This window comes from Nocardia yunnanensis, assembly GCF_003626895.1.
Lineage (GTDB): Bacteria > Actinomycetota > Actinomycetes > Mycobacteriales > Mycobacteriaceae > Nocardia > Nocardia yunnanensis.
Window position 1 is genome coordinate 6,323,564 of sequence record NZ_CP032568.1, and the last position, 16,388, is coordinate 6,339,951.

At 69.5% G+C, this 16,388-nt stretch carries 16 protein-coding genes; 5 read left to right on the forward strand and 11 right to left on the reverse strand.

Translation table 11 applies throughout. The annotated features are described in order from the left end of the window. Positions 1-11 precede the first annotated feature (11 nt). From D7D52_RS29590 to D7D52_RS29605, 4 genes are all read right to left on the reverse strand, one after another. Positions 12-407: an ester cyclase gene (locus D7D52_RS29590; protein ID WP_120741603.1), complete on the reverse strand. Its 396-nt coding sequence runs from the start codon at positions 405-407 to the stop codon at positions 12-14. Between the two features lie 154 nt (positions 408-561). Further along, positions 562-1,515 (reverse strand): tRNA pseudouridine(55) synthase TruB, encoded by a 954-nt coding sequence (truB, locus tag D7D52_RS29595; protein WP_120741605.1) that lies wholly within the window; start codon positions 1,513-1,515, stop codon positions 562-564. Beyond that, positions 1,515-2,189 carry a 4'-phosphopantetheinyl transferase Npt gene (npt, locus tag D7D52_RS29600; RefSeq protein ID WP_120741607.1) on the reverse strand — a complete coding sequence of 225 codons (675 nt, stop codon included), beginning with the start codon at positions 2,187-2,189 and terminating at the stop codon, positions 1,515-1,517. Before npt ends, truB begins: the two co-directional genes overlap by 1 nt. A gap of 94 nt (positions 2,190-2,283) precedes the next feature. Further along, positions 2,284-2,898, reverse strand: coding sequence for a TetR/AcrR family transcriptional regulator (locus D7D52_RS29605; RefSeq protein ID WP_120741609.1), 615 nt, complete (start codon positions 2,896-2,898; stop codon positions 2,284-2,286). Between the two features lie 111 nt (positions 2,899-3,009). Here D7D52_RS29605 and D7D52_RS29610 point away from each other — a divergent pair, with 111 nt between their 5' ends. Beyond that, positions 3,010-3,609: an SRPBCC family protein gene (locus tag D7D52_RS29610; RefSeq protein WP_120741611.1), complete on the forward strand. Its 600-nt coding sequence runs from the start codon at positions 3,010-3,012 to the stop codon at positions 3,607-3,609. 110 nt (positions 3,610-3,719) lie between these two features. Continuing rightward, positions 3,720-3,932, forward strand: coding sequence for a cold-shock protein (locus D7D52_RS29615; RefSeq protein ID WP_120744556.1), 213 nt, complete (start codon positions 3,720-3,722; stop codon positions 3,930-3,932). Between the two features lie 70 nt (positions 3,933-4,002). Here D7D52_RS29615 and D7D52_RS29620 read toward each other — a convergent pair whose 3' ends face one another. The 3 genes from D7D52_RS29620 to D7D52_RS29630 form a co-directional block, all read right to left on the reverse strand. Then, positions 4,003-4,956, reverse strand: coding sequence for a metallophosphoesterase family protein (locus tag D7D52_RS29620; protein ID WP_120741613.1), 954 nt, complete (start codon positions 4,954-4,956; stop codon positions 4,003-4,005). Between the two features lie 107 nt (positions 4,957-5,063). After that, a complete protein-coding gene (locus D7D52_RS29625; protein WP_120741615.1) occupies positions 5,064-7,346 on the reverse strand; it encodes a SaeA-related protein in 2,283 nt (760 codons plus the stop codon). Positions 7,347-7,377: 31 nt separating this feature from the next. Next, positions 7,378-9,060, reverse strand: coding sequence for an Hsp70 family protein (locus D7D52_RS29630; RefSeq protein ID WP_120741617.1), 1,683 nt, complete (start codon positions 9,058-9,060; stop codon positions 7,378-7,380). 49 nt (positions 9,061-9,109) lie between these two features. On the opposite strand from D7D52_RS29630, the gene D7D52_RS29635 reads away from it, so the two are divergent. Next, positions 9,110-9,589 (forward strand): nucleotide exchange factor GrpE, encoded by a 480-nt coding sequence (locus D7D52_RS29635; protein ID WP_120741619.1) that lies wholly within the window; start codon positions 9,110-9,112, stop codon positions 9,587-9,589. An 81-nt stretch (positions 9,590-9,670) separates the two neighbouring features. Next, the gene (locus tag D7D52_RS29640; protein WP_120741621.1) at positions 9,671-10,816 is read left to right on the forward strand and encodes a 3-ketosteroid-9-alpha-monooxygenase, oxygenase component; all 1,146 of its coding nucleotides are present in this window, start codon (positions 9,671-9,673) and stop codon (positions 10,814-10,816) included. A 25-nt stretch (positions 10,817-10,841) separates the two neighbouring features. Here the strand turns inward: D7D52_RS29640 and D7D52_RS29645 are convergent, their stop codons facing one another. Then, positions 10,842-12,296, reverse strand: a complete 1,455-nt coding sequence (locus D7D52_RS29645) for an MATE family efflux transporter (RefSeq protein WP_120741623.1) — start codon at positions 12,294-12,296, stop codon at positions 10,842-10,844. A gap of 334 nt (positions 12,297-12,630) precedes the next feature. Between D7D52_RS29645 and D7D52_RS29650 the strand changes: the two genes are divergently transcribed. Then, positions 12,631-14,190 (forward strand): mucoidy inhibitor MuiA family protein, encoded by a 1,560-nt coding sequence (locus tag D7D52_RS29650; protein WP_120741625.1) that lies wholly within the window; start codon positions 12,631-12,633, stop codon positions 14,188-14,190. Positions 14,191-14,327: 137 nt separating this feature from the next. Here the strand turns inward: D7D52_RS29650 and D7D52_RS29655 are convergent, their stop codons facing one another. From D7D52_RS29655 to rbfA, 3 genes are all read right to left on the reverse strand, one after another. Continuing rightward, positions 14,328-14,570: a hypothetical protein gene (locus D7D52_RS29655; protein ID WP_162958635.1), complete on the reverse strand. Its 243-nt coding sequence runs from the start codon at positions 14,568-14,570 to the stop codon at positions 14,328-14,330. A 348-nt stretch (positions 14,571-14,918) separates the two neighbouring features. After that, positions 14,919-15,908 carry a DHH family phosphoesterase gene (locus D7D52_RS29660; RefSeq protein ID WP_187703049.1) on the reverse strand — a complete coding sequence of 330 codons (990 nt, stop codon included), beginning with the start codon at positions 15,906-15,908 and terminating at the stop codon, positions 14,919-14,921. 6 nt (positions 15,909-15,914) lie between these two features. Continuing rightward, positions 15,915-16,364: a 30S ribosome-binding factor RbfA gene (gene rbfA / locus D7D52_RS38560; RefSeq protein WP_187703050.1), complete on the reverse strand. Its 450-nt coding sequence runs from the start codon at positions 16,362-16,364 to the stop codon at positions 15,915-15,917. Positions 16,365-16,388 lie beyond the last annotated feature (24 nt).

Consider the following 16,388-nt stretch of genomic DNA (forward strand, 5'->3'; position numbering starts at 1 on the left):
GGCCAGGCGGCCTAGGCCCAGCCCGGGTGCGGGGAGGGCTGGGTGACGGTGGCCCACCGTTCGGCGATGCGCCGGCCTTGAAAACGCCACAGCACGAACCCTTGAAAGGTCATCGGCTGCCCGGTGGCCCGGTCGGTCCAGCGCCAGATATTGCGGCACATGACCTTGTCGCCCTCGGCGAGCATGTCGAGGACGGTGACGTGCAGGTCGGGCATGGCCTCGTACATGCCCAGCATCATCTTCTCGTCGCCGAGCAAGTCGGTGGGCTGCCCGCCGGGACCGTCGTGGTCGAGGAAGTCCGGAGTCATATTGCGGTGGATGACAGCGGCATTGCGCCGATTCACGAACTGCTCGAAATGGTCGGCGACGAACAGCTTCATGGATTCGAGGGAGAGGTCGGTGGGCACGATCGCCTCCTCTGCGGCCGAGCGACCTTTCCATGGTGCGCCCCGCACGCGGACCCCGGGCCGGTTTGGCAGCAGCGGGTCGGCGGTTGGGCAGTGCCGCGCCGGCACACACCCTCCGGCCCAGACCGCCCGCCCGCCGCGAAGTTTCGCCGCGTCAGAGGTTGGCGGGCCGCACCACCATGATCGACGCCGCCCGCTTGCCGGACTCCTCGAGAAGTGCGATGGCCCGTCCCGCCGGATCGATGGCCGCGTACACGCCTTGCCGGCCGATCGGTTCCAGCCAGCGGCCGTTGCGCAGATCCCCGGCCTGGGCGTCGGTGATCTCGCGCACCGGGAAGGCGGTGCGCACCGCGGTGTCGATATCCAGGCTCAGCGGCGGCTCACCCGCCGCGGCGGCGGCGTTCACCTGCTCGAGGGTGCGCGCGTGTTCGAGGGTGAACGGCCCGACCCGGGTGCGGCGCAAGGCGGTGAGATGCCCTCCGACGCCGAGCTTTTCACCGAGATCACGGGCGAGGGCGCGAATGTAGGTCCCCGAGGAGCACTCCACCTCGACATCCAGATCCACGAACGAGGTTGTGCCGGTGTCGATGTCGCGGCGGGCCAGCACCTCGAAGCGGCTCACCGTGACCGGCCGGGCGGCCAGCTCCACCTCCTCGCCGGCGCGGGCGCGGGCGTAGGCACGCTCACCATTGATCTTGATGGCGCTGACGGTGGCGGGCACCTGCATGATGTCGCCGGTCAATTCGGCGATGCGCGAGGCGATCTCGGCATCGGTGAGATGCCCGGCCGCGGTGGTCGCGGTCACCTCGCCCTCGGCATCGTCGGTCATGGTGGATTGACCCAGCCGGATGGTGGCGGTGTAGGCCTTGGTGGTCAGGATCAGTTGGCCCAGCAGTTTGGTCGCCCGTTCCACGCCGAGCACCAGCACGCCGGTGGCCATGGGATCCAGGGTGCCGGCGTGCCCGACCTTCTTGGTGCGCAGGATGCCCCGGCATTTGGCCACCACGTCATGGCTGGTCCAGCCGCCGTCCTTGTCGACGATCAGCAGTCCGCCGAAACCGTCCACCAGGGGCGGCAGCTTCTCGCGCCGGGGCGCCCGGGTCGCCATCACGCGGTCACGATCGCGGTGAGGATGAGGTTGTCGCTGATCAGCCAGCGGCCGTCGAACGAGGTCAGCGCAGCGCCGCCGTCGGTGACCTGGCCGGGGATCAGCAGATCGCTGTGGAAGGCGCCCGACCCGCCCGCGGGCGACTCCTCGTCCACGGTGAAGGTGATGTGCGCGTCCTCGAATCCGAGCCAGCGGCCGGTGAGCGGGAACCACGCCTTGTAGGTGGCCTCCTTGGCGCAGAACAGCAGCCGGTCCAGATGCAGCCCGGTGCCCGGCGACACCGCCGACAGCCAGTCGCGCTCGGGGGCCAGGCTCACCGAATCCAGCACGCCCTCGGGCAGTTCGGCGTGCGGTTCGGCATCGATGCCGATGGAACGGAACCGCAGTTTGTGGCCGAGCGCCGCGGCCCGGTAGCCGTCGCAGTGGGTGAGGCTGCCGACGATGCCGCGCGGAAACACCGGCTCCCCCGTGCCGCCCTTGCCGATCGCGACCGCGGGCTCACCCAGCTGGGCCAGCGCCTGCCGCGCGCAATAGCGCGCCCCGATGAAATCGCGTCGCCGCTTCTCGACCGCGCGCGCGATCAGATGCTCTTCGCCGGGATGCGGTTTCAGGTCCTCCGGGTATGCCGTCAGTTCGGCCGCGGCCACCCCGTTGGGCAGAATCCTGCCGAGTATGCGCGCCGACTCCGTCGCCGCGACCGCCCGCTCCTCGATGACCGCCTCCTGCTCGTTCCTGCACTGCCGAATTCGAGCCTACCGGGCGCGACGGTCAGCTCAGCAGCTGCTCGACCTCGTCGGCGAACAGCAGCGCCGGATCGAATCCCATCCCGGTGAAATGCCCGGCCAGCTCCAGCGACAGCACCCCGTGCACGCGGGTCCAGAACGACAGTGCCCGGCGCAGGGTCGCGGGCGCGGGCGAGTGGGCGGCCAGGTGCGCGTCGAAAGCGGTTGCGGCCCTGGCGGGTAGGCGGTCGTAGGCGGCCAGCAGCACCGTCATGATCTCGTTCGAGATCGCCGTGGTGTCGGCGGGCGCGTGATAGCCGGGCACGGGCGTGCCGTAGATCAGGAAGTAGCGGTGCGGATCGGCCAGCGCCCACTCCCGCATCACGTGCGCGATCTCCGCCACGCCCGCACCGGCCTCGAAGGCGGCGCGCACGGCGTCGGCGAGGCTGCGATAGGCGTCGCGAATGAGCTCGGTGATCAGTTCGTCGCGGCCGGCGAAGTACCGGTACAGCGCGGGCCCGCTCATGCCGACCTGTTTGGCGATCGCGTTGAGCGACAAGGCCGAGGCCCCCGACGCGGCGATCTGCCCCCAGGCGCGCTGCTTGATCTCGGCTCGAATCTGCTCGCGGTAGCGCTCCCGCGGGCTCGACGCTGCTGCCATCCACGACTCCTCACACTCGATGGTTAGACCCTATCACTTTTCCTATTGACTCTAACTCGCGGTCAGTTATAGCCTCTAACCAACACGATAGGAACTAACAGGAGTTGTCGCATGAGCGCCCACCGCACCGCCCGCACCGCACTTCTCGGCCTGGCCGCGACCGCCGGAATCCTCACCGCCACAGCCCCTTCCGCCGCCGCCGACCCCGCGCCCCTGAGCTGCGAGGGCCAGACCATCGACACCACCGCACCGATCCACTACCGCACCGAAGCCGTCATCGACGCGCCCCTCGACACCGTCTGGAACCTGCAGACCGACGTCGCGAACTGGCCCGCCTGGCAGCCGCCGGTCGCCACCCTGCAGCGCCTCGACGACGGACCGCTGCGCCCGGGTTCGGCATTCCGCTGGACCACCCCGGTCCCGGCCAGCGCCACCACCCCGGCCACCACCCTCACCATCACCTCCACGGTCCAGCAGGTCGGCGATCACGCCTGCCTGCGCTGGACCGGTCCCGCACTGGGTGACGGGCTGAATATCGAAGGCGGCACCCACGTCTGGACCTTCACCCCCGTCGCGGGCGGCACCCTGGTGCGCACCGAGGAGAACTGGCAGGGCAGCCAAGTCGAGGCCGACGTCGCCACCTCCACCCAATTCCTCGGCATGGGCCTGGAAGCGTGGCTGGCCAACCTGCGGGCCGCCGCGGAAAACTAGGCGCTCCGGCCGGAATCCCACCCCGCGAGGGCGCGCCAGGCATGATCGAGGGCAGTGACGGGCATCCTGACCATCACTGCTCGACCACCTCATACGAAACGAGCATGGCTATGGCCGACAGGCAGACCGGGACCGTGAAGTTCTTCAACGACGAGAAGGGGTTCGGCTTCATCGCCCCCGACGCCGGCGGAGACGATCTGTTCGTCCACTTCCGGCAGATCGAGACGCAGGGCTTCAAATCCCTGCAGGATGGGCAGCGGGTGTCGTTCGTCGCGGCCCAGGGCCAGAAGGGCATGCAGGCCGAGCAGGTCCGGCCGGAGTAATTCGGGCCGACCGCGCGATCGGGCCGTCACCTCGCGGAGGTGACGGCCCGATGCTGTCTTCGGTGACCGCTCAGACGCCGCGGCGGCGCTCGACGGCTTCCTTCATTTTCACTGCGGCGGCCCGCATTTCGGGGGTGATCTTGAAATGGCCGCCCCATTCGTTGAGGCTGTCGCCGTAGTCGGGGACCGGCAGGATCTGCCGCAGCAGCGGCTCGGGCAGGCCGCGGCGCTGCCACTCGCGCGGGTAGCCCAGCGAAACCTCTTCGAAGCGCACACCGTCGTACCAGGTGGTGCGCGGAATGTGGAGGTGGCCGTAGACCGCGCACACCACGTTGTAGGTGACGTGCCAGTCGGAGGTGAGATCCGTGCCGCACCACAGCGCGAACTCCGGGTACCACATCATGTCGACCGGCTGCCGCACCAGCGGCCAGTGATTGATCAACACCAGCGGGGTCTCGGCCGGCAGCGCGTCCAGCCGACGCTGGCTGTACTGGACGCGGGCGTGACACCAGGCGTCGCGGGTCAGGTACGGCTCCGCCGACAGCAGGAATTCGTCGGTGGCCACCACATTGCGGTCCTTGGCGATGGCCAGGCCCTCGGCCTTGGTCTTGGCGCCCTCGGGCAGCCACGAGTAGTCGTAGAGCAGGAACAGGGGTGCGAGGGTGACCGCGCCGCCGTAGTGTTCCGCGCCCGCGCCCTCCCACACCGGGAACGGGTCCTCGGGGGTGAGCACGTCCACATCCCGGCACAGCGACACCAGGTAGTCGTAGCGGGCCGCGCCGTGCATCTGCACGGGATCCTTTGCGGTGGTCCACAATTCGTGATTGCCGGGCACCCAGATGACCTTGGCGAAGCGGCCGCGCAGCGTCTCGAGCGCCCAGCGGATGTCGTCGGTCTTCTCGCCGACGTCACCGGCCAGGATCAGCCAGTCCTCGGGCGAGTCCGCGCGAATCGCCTCGACCACCGGCTTGTTGCCCTGATGACCGACATGGATGTCGCTCACCGCCATCAACTTCGGAGTCACCCGGTTCCGCCTCTCTGCTCATGACCGTCCCTGCCGCAACAGCGCCGGATGCCTCCAGATTCCCACGCGGTGCGCGCGCCGGGCCGGGCAGGGAGGGCGGATCGCGCTCAGCGCGTCCAGTGCATGCGCGCAGCCGCGGCGAATCCGGCTGCGACGGTGAGGGTTCCGGTGGGCTCGCGGCGGCAGGAGGCCACGGCCAGATGGCACGGGCGCGGGATCTCGACCGGGATGCGCACCCCGCCGTCGAGTTCGTAGCGCATATTGGTGATCTTCCAGCGCCGCGCGGCCGGATCCTGCGGGTCGATCGGCGGTGCGTCGGGGCGGGCCACCACCATGACCTCGGTCAGACCGGTCGGCCAGTCGAAGACCAGCAGACCGCCGCGTTCGGCCAGGCCGCGCACGGTCGGCATACCACTGGGCTGCTCCTCGACCGCACGCCCGGCCTGCTCGCCGTCGGCCGACCGCTGCGGCGCACCGTCCGAGCGGATCATGGCCGAGGCCCGCCCGGAGATCGAGGCGACCACGCCGTACACCGGCACCGGCCCGGCCTCGGCTCCGCCGTCCTCGAGGGCGGTGCCGCGGGTGCGCCCGACCACCCGCCACGAGCCGTCGACCAGTAAACGGGTGACCCGGTACTCGACATTGCCGGTCGGCGACGCCGCCCAGCTGATCACCACGGTCCCGTCGGCCTTGCGGCTGGCCGTCACCTGGCCGGGCGCGCTCACCTGCGACTGTGCCAGCGCCGCCAGCGCTTCCGCGTGATCGGCGCACACCTCCAGCACCGCCAGCACCGCCGCCAGCCGCGCGTCGGGCGGAGCCGCCGGGGCTCGCTCGAACATTCGCCCCGCCTCGATGACCGCCGCCCGCGCCCGCCCCGTCAACGAGGCGCGGCTGTCGCCCCGCGCATCCGGATTCGGCACATCGGCCGCGCGCCGCTCCAGGAAGTCCAGGTGCTCGTTCAGCGCCTCGACGAAACGTTTTCCCGCACAGGCGGACACGGCCGCGCGCCAATGCACCGCGGCCTCGCCGAGCACCCGCTCGACCTCCTCGGCGACGGCCCGCACCGAGGTCGCCCCCGCCGCGTCGGTCCCCAGGCCCCGCCGCGCGTCCTCGACGAATCCCGCCGCCTCGGTGGGGCGCCCGGCCCGGAGGGCTCCCCGCGCCGCCCGCAACGCAGCCTCCCACGGCCGCCCGGCCCGGGTGCCGGTGGCGGCAGACCCGGTCGTGGTGTCCCGCGTGCCGGGGTCATCACCAGTGTAGGTGCCGTAGGGCGTTCGCTGCCAGTGCGCCGGGTCGGGCGCACCGCCACTAGCACGCTCGCCACCCCGCCGACCGCCCGGCGGACCGGAAGTCGTTGTCCCGCTATCGGATCGGCCGCTGCGCCCTTCCGGTTCCGCGAGGTGTTCACGGCCTTCGATGACGGTGCCGAGTTCGTCGGTGAGGGTGGTGAGGACACGTTCGGCGGTGGCGCGGTCGAGGCCGGCGGTGATGGCTTCGCCCAGCAGATAGTCGAAATCCGCTGCTACCAAAAGATCTTCGACGAGGACGGCGGCACGGACCTGCGGGCGAAGCTGGTCGGTGACCGCGTCGACGACGGCCTGCAGGTAGGCGTCGACCTGGTCGCCGCCGGGTTCGAGGACATCGGCGATGTGGACGAGCAGTTCGTCGAGGACGACGCGGACGCGACCGGGCGGCAGCTCGCGGGTGCGCGCGCGCAAAGCCTCGGCACGCAAACGGATCTCGGCGGTGCGGTGCGCGGCGGTGAAGTCCAGGCGCAGCAGCGCCAGCAGGGTCGGGGCGGGATAGTCGGGCAGCAGGCGCTCGTATTCGGCCAGCAGTGTGCGAATCTGCCGGCGGCGTTCGACACTCAGCACGGCCGCGACCGGAGCCGGTGCGGGCGTGGGCGACTCGTCGATGATGCGGTGGCGGCGAATGTGGGCGGCGATCTCGGGCACGGTCAGCCCGCCCATGCGCCCGATGTCCTCCAAGCCCGCGATCTTGGCGGCGGGAATCCCGCCGTGCCGCTGCACCAGTCGTTCGATGGCGATATCGAGCATCTCGTAGCGTTCGGCGTCGCGCCGCCCGCGCAGCTGCCGCACCCGCTCGGCCTCGGCCAGCCGGGACCCGGTGTGCAGCAACGGTTCCGACAGCCGCGGATGCGCGTCCACCAGCAGCCCGGCCAGCACCCGGAACTTGGGGTGGTCACGCAGCTTCTGCCACAGCGCCCACACCTGCGCGATACGCGCCTCCACCTCGCCGTCGCTCAGCGTGGCCGCCTCGGCGAGCGGAATATCGTAGAGCTCGAAGGCATCCGACTCCGCGAGCCCGCCCCGGCGTTCGACGGCGGCGAGGACCCGTTTGCGGTAGTCGTTGGGATCGAAGTCGTGCATGGTCTCTCGTCGGGCGGGGCGGTCGGGAAGGTCAGGAACTGCGGCGGCGGGTGCGCTGCAGCTGCTCGAGTTCGCGCTCCACGTCCGCCTGCGAGAGGGTCGCCCCGGTCTGCACCGACAGGGTCAGCGGCAGATCGGCGTCGACGTGGTAGGCGGTCACGTGCAGCACCCCGTCGAAGCCCATCTCGAAGGTCACCCGGACCTCGCTGCCCTCCGGATAGCCGGGGGGAATATCGCGAATCCTCCCCTCCACCAACACCTTCGAATCCTCGGGCCGGGTGGAGGCGGCCTGCCCCTGCTGCTCGACGATGGTCAGCTCGATCTGATCCTGATCGGCGCGCACCGTCCCGTAGGAGCGGCGCACCTTGATCGGCAGCGTCTGATTGCGGTGCACCAGCCAGCTGGCCGACAGCCCGTCGAACGGATCCAGCGCCAGCACCCCGAACCCGCGCGACACCACGGTGTCGACCTGGATCTCGAGCATGCGCCGCACCAGGCTCACCGGCTGCCCGAACGAGTCGGCCACCCGGGCCACGGCCGCCGCCAGATCCTGCGGGTCCGCCTCGAAAAGCTCCGCGCCGTCACGCAATCGGCCGCGGGTGACCAGATCGGCGGCCACCAGCCGCTCCATCTCCAGCTTCTCCCCGTAGAGCGCGGCCCCGCGCGCCACCGACAGGTCCGGGTCGCGCAGCTCCCCGATCAACCCGAATTCCTTCAGCAGTCCCTCCGACACCATCGGCATCCGGGACGAACCGCCGACCAGCAGCAGCCGATCCACCTGCCGCACCCCGCGCTGCGCGGCCGCGTTCAACACCGCGCGGGTGAGATCGAGGGTGCGGCGCAGCAGCGAGGCGGTCATCGCCTCGAGCTCGTCGCGGGTCAGGGGGATCACCGCCCGCGCGCCGTCGTGGGCGATCACCACCTCGGTGGAATCGGCGGTGGTGAGTTCGTGTTTGGCCTGTTCGGCGGCCAGCACCAGCAGCTGCGAGCCGATCGAATCATCCAGCGGGTCTTCGGCATCCGGATTGGCCGCACAGAAGCGCTGGGACAGGTGCAGCGCCAGCCGCTCGTCCCAGTCCGCGCCGCCGAGCTGATGGTCGCCCTCCACGGCGAGCACCGAGATGCGCCGGTCGGCCAGTTCGATGACGGTCGCGTCGAAGGTGCCGCCGCCGAGGTCGTAGACCAGCACGGTCTCGCGCGCCGGGCCCTGACCGATCTCGAGACCGCCGTCCAAGCGTCCGAAACCGTAGGACAGCGCGGCGGCGATGGGCTCCGACAGCACCCCCGCCACCTCGAATCCGGCGTAGGTCCCGGCCTGGATGGTGGCGCGCCGCTCCTCGTCGCCGAAGTAGGCGGGCACCGTGATCACCACCCGCCGCACGGGTTCGCCGCCGCCGAATTCGGCATCGGCGGCAAGGCTTTTGAGAATGAGCGAGGACACCGCGGGCGCCGACCACAGCTGCCCGTGCGCCCCGAACCGCCACTCCGCGTCCCCCATGCGGCGCTTCACCAGGGTGCACACGTGATCGGGATCCAGGCGGGCCTGCCGTCGCGCCCCCTCCCCCACCACATGGTCGCGGGCCGAGGCGAACAACACCACCGAGGGCACCGTGGGTTCCCCGTTCAACCCGATCAGCACCTCCGGCCGGCCGTCCGCGTCGATTGCCGCAATTGCCGAATTCGTTGTGCCAAGATCGATTCCATAGACCCCCACAACGGCGATCGTAGCAGTCAGGACCGACCGCGGGGTTTATCGTTCGTGCATGACCGATCCAGCCCCGGCGGCCGCGCCCAGCCTCGACCGCATCGCCGAACGCATCGACGACCTCGCCCGGGTCATCGCGCGCCAGGCCGCCACCATCGAGCGACTAGCCGACGAGGCGAAGGTGAAGATTCGCGACGAGCGCGCCGAGGCGGACGCACCGTTGATCCGGGACCTGTTCGCACTGCACGGGCTGGCGCAGACCTTCGCCGCCACCTCCAATTCCGAAGCCGACCGCCCGGGTTTCGAGGCGATCAGCCGTCGCGTGGAACGCATGCTGACCGAACGCGGCGGCCAACTGGTCACGCCGTTTCGGGGCGCGGCCTTCGATCCGGAGGTCATGGAGGCCGCCGAACTGGTCGACACCACCGACAAGGACGCCGATCGGACCGTCGAGTCGGTCATTCAGCCCGGGCTGACCGTGGGCGATCGATCCATCCGACCGGCGAAGGTCGTCGTGCGGCGCTACCGCCGGGCCTGACCGCGCCAAACTGACACTTGTTCTATTAAGCATGGGTGCTTAACCTCGTGCACAGGGCTTTTCCGTCGCGGGAGGACGCACATGAAGCAGAGCTATCGCAGCATCGATGTCGGCGAACCCATGACGCGATTCGCCCGCGGCTGGCACTGCCTCGGGCTCGCGGACACCTTCCGGGACGGAAACCCGCACTCGGTCAACGCCTTCGGCACCAAGCTGGTGATCTGGTCCGACAACGCGGGCGCACTGCACGCCCTCGACGGCTACTGCCGCCACATGGGCGCCGACCTCGCCTACGGCACCGTCAAGGACGGCAATATCGCCTGCCCCTTCCACGATTGGCGCTGGCGCGGCGACGGCAAATGCGCCGCGATCCCCTACGCCCGCCGCGTGCCGCCCTTGGCGCGCACCCGATCCTGGATCACCTGCGAGGAGAACGGCCAATTCTTCGTCTGGAACGATCCGGAGGGCAATCCGCCGCCGCCGGAGGTCGCCATTCCGCACATCGAGGGCATCGAAACCGACGAGTGGACCGACTGGGACTGGAACAGCCTGCTCATCGAGGGCGCGCACTGCCGCGAAATCATCGACAACAACGTCGATATGGCGCACTTCTTCTACATTCACTTCGCGTACCCGGTGTACTTCAAGAACGTCTTCGAAGGGCATGTGGCCACCCAGTATCTGCATTCCAAGGGACGGCCCGACATTCACGCGAAATCCAATTATTCGCAGGAGATGTCGCTGCTGCGTTCGGAGGCCTCGTATTTCGGGCCCTCGTACATGATCAACTATCTGCACAACGACTTCGGGGACAACACCGTGGAAGTAGCGTTGATCAACTGCCACTATCCGGTCACCCACAACTCCTTCATGCTGCAATGGGGCGTCAGCGTGCAGCGCATCAAGGGCCTGCCGCCCGAGAAGTCCGACCGGCTCGCCAAGGCTTTCGGCAAGAGCTTCGGCGTCGGCTTCCTCCAGGACGTCGAAATCTGGAAACACAAGACCCGCATCGACAACCCGCTCCTCACCCAGGAAGACGGCCCCGTCTACCAGCACCGCCGCTGGTACGAACAGTTCTACGTCGACGTCGCCGACATCGAACCGGAAATGACCGACCGCTTCGAATACGAGGTCGACACCACCCACGCCAACGAGAACTGGCAAGCCGAGGTCGCCGAGAATCTCGCCAAACAAGCTGCGGCACAGGGCAACGGCGTCGCCGACTGATCGATCGCGCGGGTCTGCGCGGGGTCTAGGCGGCCCCGCGCGGCACCTCGGCACCGACCTGAGCCCACCGGCCCGAGAGCGCCCGCCACGACACCGCTAGCAAGCGCAACAGCATGAAAGCGACCAGGCCGGTCCAGATGCCGCCGATGCCCCAGTCGTAGGCGAGGGACAGCCAGATCAGGGGCAGGAAGCCGATCAGGGCCGAGCCGAGGGTGGCGGTGCGCAGGAAGGCGGCGTCACCCGCACCGAGCAGGACGCCGTCGAGGGCGAAGACCACCCCGGCCACCGGGATCATGGCGACGAAGAACCACCAGACCACATGGGTGCGGTCCAGCACCGACGGGTCGGTGGTGAACAGGTGCGGGATCAGCGAATAGCCGGCGGCGAAGACAGCCGACAGCGCCACCGCGAACACCGTCGACCAGCCGGTGATGCGGCGCGCCAAACCCTGTGCGCCGCGCGCGTTTCCCGCGCCGAGGGCCGCGCCCACCAGGGTTTGCGCCGCGATCGCGAGCGAATCCAGGGTCAGGGCAAGGAAATTCCAGATCTGCAGCACCAGCTGGTGGGCGGCGACCGAGGCCGCACCGAAGCGGGACGCCACCGCGGCGGCCGACACGAACGACGCCTGGAACGCCAGGCTGCGCACGATCAGGTCGCGGCCGAGTACCAACTGCGCCTTCATGATCGCCGGATGCGGCGCGAGCGACACGTTCGCCCGCAGCAGCGCGCTCACGAACAACCCGCCGGAGACGGCCTGCCCCACCAGGTTCGCGACCGCCGACCCTTCCAGTTCGAGGCGCGGCGCACCCAGCAGCCCATGCACCAGCACCGGGCACAGGATGCCCGAGATCACCAGCCCCGCAAGCACATACAGCAATGGCCGGCGGGTCTGCTGCACCCCGCGCATCCATCCGTTGCCCGCCATAGACAACAGGATCAACGGCACCCCGAACAGTGCGATCCGCACCCACGACTCCGCCGCCGAGGCGATACCGTCACCACCCGCGATGGCCCGCGTGATCGGTCCCGCGAGCAGCTGCACCACCAGCACGATCACCAGCCCCGCCCCGACCGCGAGCCAGCTGGCCTGGACACCCTCGACGACCGCGCCGCGCTCGTCCCCCGCGCCGTGCCGCCGCGACGCCCGCGCCGTCGTCCCGTAACTCGAGAACGTCAGCTGCGAACTGACCTGCGCCAGAATCAAACCGCCGACGGCCAGACCAGCCAGTGCCAGCGCGCCCAGCCGGCCCACCACCGCCATGTCGAACAGCAGATATATCGGCTCCGCGACCAGCACCCCCAGCGTCGGCACCGCAATTCCCAGAATCCGCGCCGGGCCCGCCGCGGCGGCTTCGGCCCCACGCGCGGCGGCCAGCGCGTCACGAGACACGGTGGGCGGAGGCGTCTCGGCGGCGTGGCGGGAATTCTCGAGAGATCCGGGATCCTCGCTCCCGCCATCGACGGTCTGGGTGCTGCTCATCAGCTCACCATCCCACACCGGGCCGACACCGCGGCCTGGCCGCGCGTCAGTCCCCGGCTCTGGCCTCGGTGCCCTGAAGTGCCGCACCACCAGGCGATTTCCCGTGTTCGCACGCACCGAGCGGGCGGCTCGCCAGGCTGTCACGCCGCTAGACGTCACGCAAATATATGTCCGTTCGCCTTGGTGTCCGCGTGAGTCCCGGACCCGCTCGCCATTCACCCGAACCGGACACATAGTTACGCAAACATATGTTAGTGGCCACATGTGCGACTCCTGACGACCGGCATGCGCAATCTCGTCGACTCGCGGCGGCCGGTCGGGCAGGCTGGGCGGCATGGTCGATCTCGAGACAACGATTGCGGCGGTCACGGTCTATCCGGATCGCGCGCGGGTGACCCGGTCCGGCACAACGACACTCGCGGCGGGTGAGCATCACCTCCGCGTGTCACCGCTCCCGCTGGAGCTCCTGCGGGATTCGATCCGCGTGGCGGGACGCGGTGAGGTGACCGTGCTAGGGGTCGATATCGTCACCGAACGCCAGCCCGAGGCCGGCGACGAGGAGATCGCCGCACTCACCGCACGCCGCGACGAAGTCGACACCGCGCTGGCCGAACTCGCGGACGCGGACAAGGCGGCGGACGCCCGGGTCGAATTCCTGCAACGCCTGGTCCACAAGTCCGCTGGTGCCCTGGCCAAGGCGTCCGACGAGCGGGTCCAGGCTTTCGGCGACAGCCTCGAGGCGCAGTACGCCACCGTCCACGCGGGCCGCCGCGACCGAGCCCGCCTGCGGCAGGACAAGATTCGCGAGAAGAACGCGCTGGAACGCCGGCTGGCGGATCTGGGCCGCAAGAATCGCCCCGACATCCGGTCCGCGATCATCACCGTCGACGCCGCGCAACCGGCGGCCGTCGAACTGGAACTGTCGTACGTGGTGCCGGGCGCGAAATGGTCGAGCAGCTACGACCTGCGCATCGACGACAAAGGCTTGAACCTGCGCTGGTTCGGGCTGGTCAGCCAGCAGACCGGCGAGGACTGGCCGGAATGCCGACTGGAGTTGTCGACCGCCCGCCCGGCCGTCGCCCTGGACGTGCCGGAACTCGATCCCTGGTATCTGAGCACCACCCCGCCCGAGCCGAAACGCTCTGTCCGGAGACGCGCGTCCATGGACCACGGCGGCGAGAATCCTTTCGCCGTGGCGGCGTCGGCCCCCGCGGGCGCGCCGCCGCTGCCGCCGGCGGCTCCGGTTCGCGAAGCGGTCAGCACCGTCGAACACGGCGCCACCGCCGCGACCTACACCCCGCGCCGCCCGGTCGCCATCGCCTCCGACGGCTCCGAGCATCGCACCCTCCTCACCGCCGTCGACCTCGAGGCCGACCTCGACCACGTGACCGCACCCCTGCGCTCCCCCGAGGCGATCCTGCGCGCCACCGCCCGCAACACCTCCGAGCACACCCTGCCCCGCGGCCGCGCCTCCCTGTTCAACCACAGCGAATACGTCGGCGCCACCCTCCTCGACATCTGGGCCCCCGGCGAGGAGCGCGAACTGGCCCTCGGCGTGGACGACCGCATCCGCGTCGAACGAGAACTCCAGCGCCGCAACGCCTCCAAATCCACCCTCGGCTCGACCCACCGCACCGAATGGGAGTACACGATCACCGTCGCCAACCACGGCGCGCGCCCCACCACGGTCACCGTCCTGGATCGCCTGCCGGTCGCGCGCGACACCGCGGTCACCGTCAAGGAGACGGTCCTGAAACCCCCGCCCGCCGAACGCGACGAACTCGGCATCCTCACGTGGAAGCAGGATCTCGCCCCGCAGGCCGCCACCACCATCACCCTCGGCTACCGCGTCGAGGCCCCGAAAGGCGTGACAATTTTCGGCCTGCCGGACTGACTTTCGGCGTCCCTGACCAGTTTCGATGCGGTCGCAGCGGTGGTCGCGCAGACACCGTCCACGTACGCGCAGACACTGTCTACCCAATCGTAGACAGTGTCTATTCCGGCGGGCCCCAGTCGATCCGGACCGACCGCTCAGATCAGGTCGGTGGCCTCGAAGCCGTCGAACACGGTCTCGGCGGTCTGGTACATCGCGCGCATTTCCAGTGCGGTCGCCTGCCGCAACGCCGGGGACTCCAGCGCCAGCCCGTTCCCGAACGAGACACCGCGCACGCTCTGAAACATCACATAGCTGGTCCCGTTCTCCCCCAGCACCGAGTCCAGCGCCGGCCCCACGAAGTACGCATGGAAGAACCCGGCGAGCTTCGCGCCGTACACGGCTTCCAAATCCCCGGTGATGTGATTGGTGGTCCCGATGAGCGAGTCACCGATCGCGAAGAAGTCACGAGCGTGCTCGACGCGAGTCCCGGTGGCGGCGATGGCCTCCGGCGATCGCCGAAACGAGGGCGAAAGGTATGGCTCGAATCATGACTGTGTGATTCCCAAGGACGACTGTTCCCCGAGAGTCTGCCGACCTCGCTATTTCATAGCAAATTGCGATAATCGCTGATCCAAGCCATTTTCGAGGGCGAATCAGGCGGTGGCGCAAGGAGATCCGCGCCTCGGCGTCACCGTCCCACACGGGCCCGCCGGTGTGGCGGTTCACGCATCGGTCGCGCGGTGGGGTCAGTCACTCAAGCGGGCTTGTAGGGCCTCGAGCAGGGCGGGGAGGTCGCCGATGGTGGAGTAGCCGGCGGCGTAGCGGTGGCCGCCGCCGCCGAGCGCGGTGGCGACGCGGGCGACGTCGACGCCCGGGGTGCCGTCGGGGGCGGCGTGGGAGCGCAACGAGACCGTCCAGTGGCCGTTTTCCGCTCGAGATTCCTTGAAGACCGCCGCGACCTGTGCCTCGGCGGTCGTGCGGATCAGGTCGATGACGGATTCGACTTCTTCGGAGCGGACCGCTTCGGTGTCCTCGCGGCGGACTACCGCGTACACCAGGCCCGCGCCGTTGGCGGCGTCGCGGATCAGCTGGGCCGAGGACAGGACTCGCGACAGCATGGGCAGCCAGGCGAAGGGGTGGGTGTCCATGAGGGTGCGGGTGATGGCGGCGCCGTCGATGCCGGTGGCCAGCAGGCGTTCGGCCAGGGTGTGGGAGCCGGAGCGGGCCCATTTGAAAGAGCCGGTGTCGGTGACCAATCCGGCGAACAGGCAGTGCGCGATATCGCGGTCGATGGGCTCGCCCCAGGCGTCGAGCACGCGGGCGATGACGCCCGCGGTGGATTCGGCGTTCTCGTCGATGACGTTGACGTCACCGAAGCGGGTGTTGGATCGGTGGTGATCGATCACCAGAGTGGTTGCGGCACCGGCCAATCGGTCGCGCAGCGCACCGAGCCGTCCGGCGCTGCCGCAGTCCACCGACACCAGCACGTCCACCTCGGCCGGCACCCGCGCGGCCGGCACCAGCAGGTCGGTGGCGGGCAGCGAGCGCATGGAGACCGGCAGCTCGGCCGGTTCGGCGAAGGCGACCACGACCGGGACCCCGCGCCGGCGCAGCACCTGCGCCAAAGCCAGCCCGCTGCCGAGGGTGTCGGCGTCGGGCTGGACGTGGCAGAGAATCGTCACCGATTTCGCGCGGTCCAGGAGCTCGACGGCGGGGGTGACATCGACGGGGGTCACGGCAGGTCAGGCTTCGTCGTCTTCGTCCTCGTCCGACTTGTAGGGGTCGGCCTCGCCGGCGTAGGACGCGCCGACCGACACCTGGGCCACCCGCGCGTCGACGGCGCGCGCCTTGGCCAGCAGCTCCTCCATCTCGCGCGCCGCCTCGGGCACGGTGTCGAGCTTGAACGCCAGCGTCGGGGTGAACTTCACCCCGGTGCCCGCGCCCACCTTCGAACGCAGAATGCCCGCGGCCTTCTTCAGACCGGCGGCGGCCTCGGCGTAATCGGGCTCGGCGTCGATGGTCTCGCCCATGACGGTGTAGAAAATTGTCGCCTCACGCAGGTCACCGGTCACCTTGGCATCGGTGACGGTGACGAACCGCAGTCGCGGATCCTTGATCTCGTATTCGATCGCGGTGGCCACGATCGAGGAGATGCGCTTTGCGAGTCGGCGTGCTCGGGCCTGGTCAGCCATGGCGAGCCCTCCTCACTTCTCCTG

What these genes read in the sequence shown, in the direction of transcription:
- truB (WP_120741605.1), bottom strand. Translation starts at nt 1,515, where the DNA reads ATGGCGACCCGGGCGCCCCGGCGCGAGAAGCTGCCGCCCCTGGTGGAC.
- D7D52_RS29605 (WP_120741609.1), bottom strand. Translation starts at nt 2,898, where the DNA reads ATGGCAGCAGCGTCGAGCCCGCGGGAGCGCTACCGCGAGCAGATTCGA.
- D7D52_RS29610 (WP_120741611.1), top strand. Translation starts at nt 3,010, where the DNA reads ATGAGCGCCCACCGCACCGCCCGCACCGCACTTCTCGGCCTGGCCGCG.
- D7D52_RS29615 (WP_120744556.1), top strand. Translation starts at nt 3,720, where the DNA reads ATGGCCGACAGGCAGACCGGGACCGTGAAGTTCTTCAACGACGAGAAG.
- D7D52_RS29625 (WP_120741615.1), bottom strand. Translation starts at nt 7,346, where the DNA reads ATGCACGACTTCGATCCCAACGACTACCGCAAACGGGTCCTCGCCGCC.
- D7D52_RS29635 (WP_120741619.1), top strand. Translation starts at nt 9,110, where the DNA reads ATGACCGATCCAGCCCCGGCGGCCGCGCCCAGCCTCGACCGCATCGCC.
- D7D52_RS29640 (WP_120741621.1), top strand. Translation starts at nt 9,671, where the DNA reads ATGAAGCAGAGCTATCGCAGCATCGATGTCGGCGAACCCATGACGCGA.
- D7D52_RS29645 (WP_120741623.1), bottom strand. Translation starts at nt 12,296, where the DNA reads ATGAGCAGCACCCAGACCGTCGATGGCGGGAGCGAGGATCCCGGATCT.
- D7D52_RS29650 (WP_120741625.1), top strand. Translation starts at nt 12,631, where the DNA reads ATGGTCGATCTCGAGACAACGATTGCGGCGGTCACGGTCTATCCGGAT.
- rbfA (WP_187703050.1), bottom strand. Translation starts at nt 16,364, where the DNA reads ATGGCTGACCAGGCCCGAGCACGCCGACTCGCAAAGCGCATCTCCTCG.